Source organism: Trichococcus sp. (genome assembly GCF_049589555.1).
Lineage (GTDB): Bacteria > Bacillota > Bacilli > Lactobacillales > Aerococcaceae > Trichococcus.
Genome location: NZ_JBAWAZ010000086.1, coordinates 1 through 2,225 on the forward strand (window position 1 = coordinate 1; position 2,225 = coordinate 2,225).

The window sequence follows — 2,225 nt, forward strand, 5'->3', positions numbered from 1 at the left end:
CAATCGTCGGTGTTCCTGAAAAAGGAATCAAAATCGGAATCGTCAATGATGCTTTGATTCCGGATGCAGCGATTTTGGATGCGGTCTTCGTTAAAAATCTGCCGCAAAAACATTTGGCAGCCGCAGCAGTTGACGCCTTATGCCATTGTGTGGAGTGCTATACGTCCAACAAAGCCAATGGATTCAGCGATATGTTTGCTGCTGAAGGTGCAAAACTGATCTTCCATAACATCCGTGAAGCTTATGCCAATCCGGCGAATTTGGAAGCCAGATCGCAATTATTGATCGGCTCCTTCTATGGTGGGGTCGCCATCACTTCTTCCGGCACGACAGCTGTTCACGCGTTGTCTTATCCTTTAGGCGGGGAATTTCATATCCCGCACGGCGTAGCCAATGCGATTTTGTTCGAAAAGGTGATGCGGGTCAACAAACCGGATATCACCAATGAACTGGCTGCATTATGTGATGCCGTTTATCCTGAGAAAGCAGCGTTGTCCATAAACGAAAAAGCCGAAGTCATGATCGAAAACATTGCGGATATCGTCCAAAAATTAGACATCCCTACCGACTTGGCAGAATTTGGTGTTCAATTGAAAGACTTGGATTTCCTGGTCGAAGCCGGAAGCGGCGTGCGCAGACTGTTGGACAACAACAAGCGCGCACTGACAAAAGAAGAGATCACAAACATCTATCTGTCGGTACTGAATGATCAAACAGGGGGCGAAAAGAATGAGTAAAAATTTACCGATCATCGGAATCACGATGGGTGACCCTTCAGGAATCGGTCCTGAAATCGGCGTAAAAGCGCTGCTTGATGCATCGCTGTATGAACGCTGCAGACCTTTATTCGTGGGTGACCCGAAAGTTTTTGAACAGGCAGCTGGCTTTATTGGAGCGACAGATATTGAAATCATACCGATCAAAGAGGTTTCTGAAGCGAAATTCGAACCGAACAAAATTGAAGTGATCGATATCGCCACTGAGGCATTCGACTACCCGATCGGAAAGGTATCTGCGCAATCCGGGGACATTGCTTTCAGAAGCATCGTTAAGGTCATTGATCTGGCCATGAAAAATGAAATCGACGCTACGGTTACAAACCCGATCAACAAAGAAGCAATGAACTTGGCAGGCCATCATTTCGCAGGGCATACGGAAGTCTATTCCCATTACACGAATACACCGAAATATTCCATGATGCTGGCGCATGAAGATTTAAGAGTCGTGCATGTGTCCACCCACGTTTCTTTGCGCCAGGCCTGTGATCTCGTCAAAAAAGAGCGTGTGCTGGAAGTCATCAAATTAGCTAATACGGCCTGCAAAGGGCTAGGGATTGCGGAACCTAAAATCGGGGTTGCAGGTTTAAACCCTCACTGCGGTGAAGGCGGACTTTTCGGAACGGAAGACATCGAGGAAATCCTGCCGGCTGTGGAAGCAGCTAAGGCAGCTGGGATCAATGCAGAAGGCCCGATTCCAGCGGATACAATCTTCTCGAAGGCACGCGGCGGTTGGTACGATATCGTTGTGGCTATGTATCATGATCAAGGGCATATCCCTTTGAAGGTCGTCGGTTTTGTCTATAACCGTGAAAAAGGCCAATGGGATGATGTCAGCGGAGTGAATGTGACGCTCGGGTTGCCTATCATCCGCGCTTCTGTCGATCACGGAACAGCATTCGATAATGCAGGAAAAGGAATCGCAAGTGCAGCAAGCTTAGTGAATGCAATCGACTATGCTTGCATGTTATCTGAAAATAAATAGGACCGGGAGGAAAAAATAGTGGTAGATATTAAGGGAATCATTTCCGCAAACGTAACACCGATGGATGCAAACGAGGATATCAACGAAAAAGAACTCCGAAACCATGTGAATCGTTCGTTGGCTGCCGGTGTGGATGGCGTGTTTTGCCTAGGAACAAACGGCGAGGCATACGCACTCAATAAGGAAGAAAAGAAATTCGTCATCGAAGCTTTTGTTGATGAGGTGAAAGGAAGAGTTCCTGTCTATGCAGGGACCGGAGCTGCCACGACAAGGGAAACGATCGAACTTTCGAAAATCGCTGAAGCTGCAGGTGCGGATGTATTATCCGTTGTTGCGCCATTTTTCGCCGCTGCTTCCCAACAGGAAATCTACAACCATTATGAAGCAATCGCCAAGAGCGTGAACTTGCCGATCGTGATGTACAACATTCCTGCCCGCGCCGGAAATGCGATTGCTCCGGAAAC

General features: G+C 47.7%; 3 protein-coding genes. All 3 read left to right on the plus strand.

Features of this window, described 5'->3' with window-relative positions; all coding sequences use genetic code 11:
- On the plus strand, positions 1-737 hold a 737-nt coding region (locus WBV27_RS03965), incomplete at its 5' end, for an iron-containing alcohol dehydrogenase (protein ID WP_424199615.1).
- A complete protein-coding gene (pdxA, locus tag WBV27_RS03970) occupies positions 730-1,761 on the plus strand; it encodes a 4-hydroxythreonine-4-phosphate dehydrogenase PdxA (RefSeq protein WP_424199617.1) in 1,032 nt (343 codons plus the stop codon). The genes WBV27_RS03965 and pdxA, both read left to right, overlap by 8 nt.
- An 18-nt stretch (positions 1,762-1,779) precedes the next feature.
- A partial coding sequence (locus WBV27_RS03975) for a dihydrodipicolinate synthase family protein (RefSeq protein ID WP_424199619.1) occupies positions 1,780-2,225 on the plus strand: 446 nt, incomplete at its 3' end.

Bases quoted from the DNA above. Each gene is read 5' to 3' on its own strand.
- pdxA (WP_424199617.1), top strand. From the start codon at position 730: ATGAGTAAAAATTTACCGATCATCGGAATCACGATGGGTGACCCTTCA.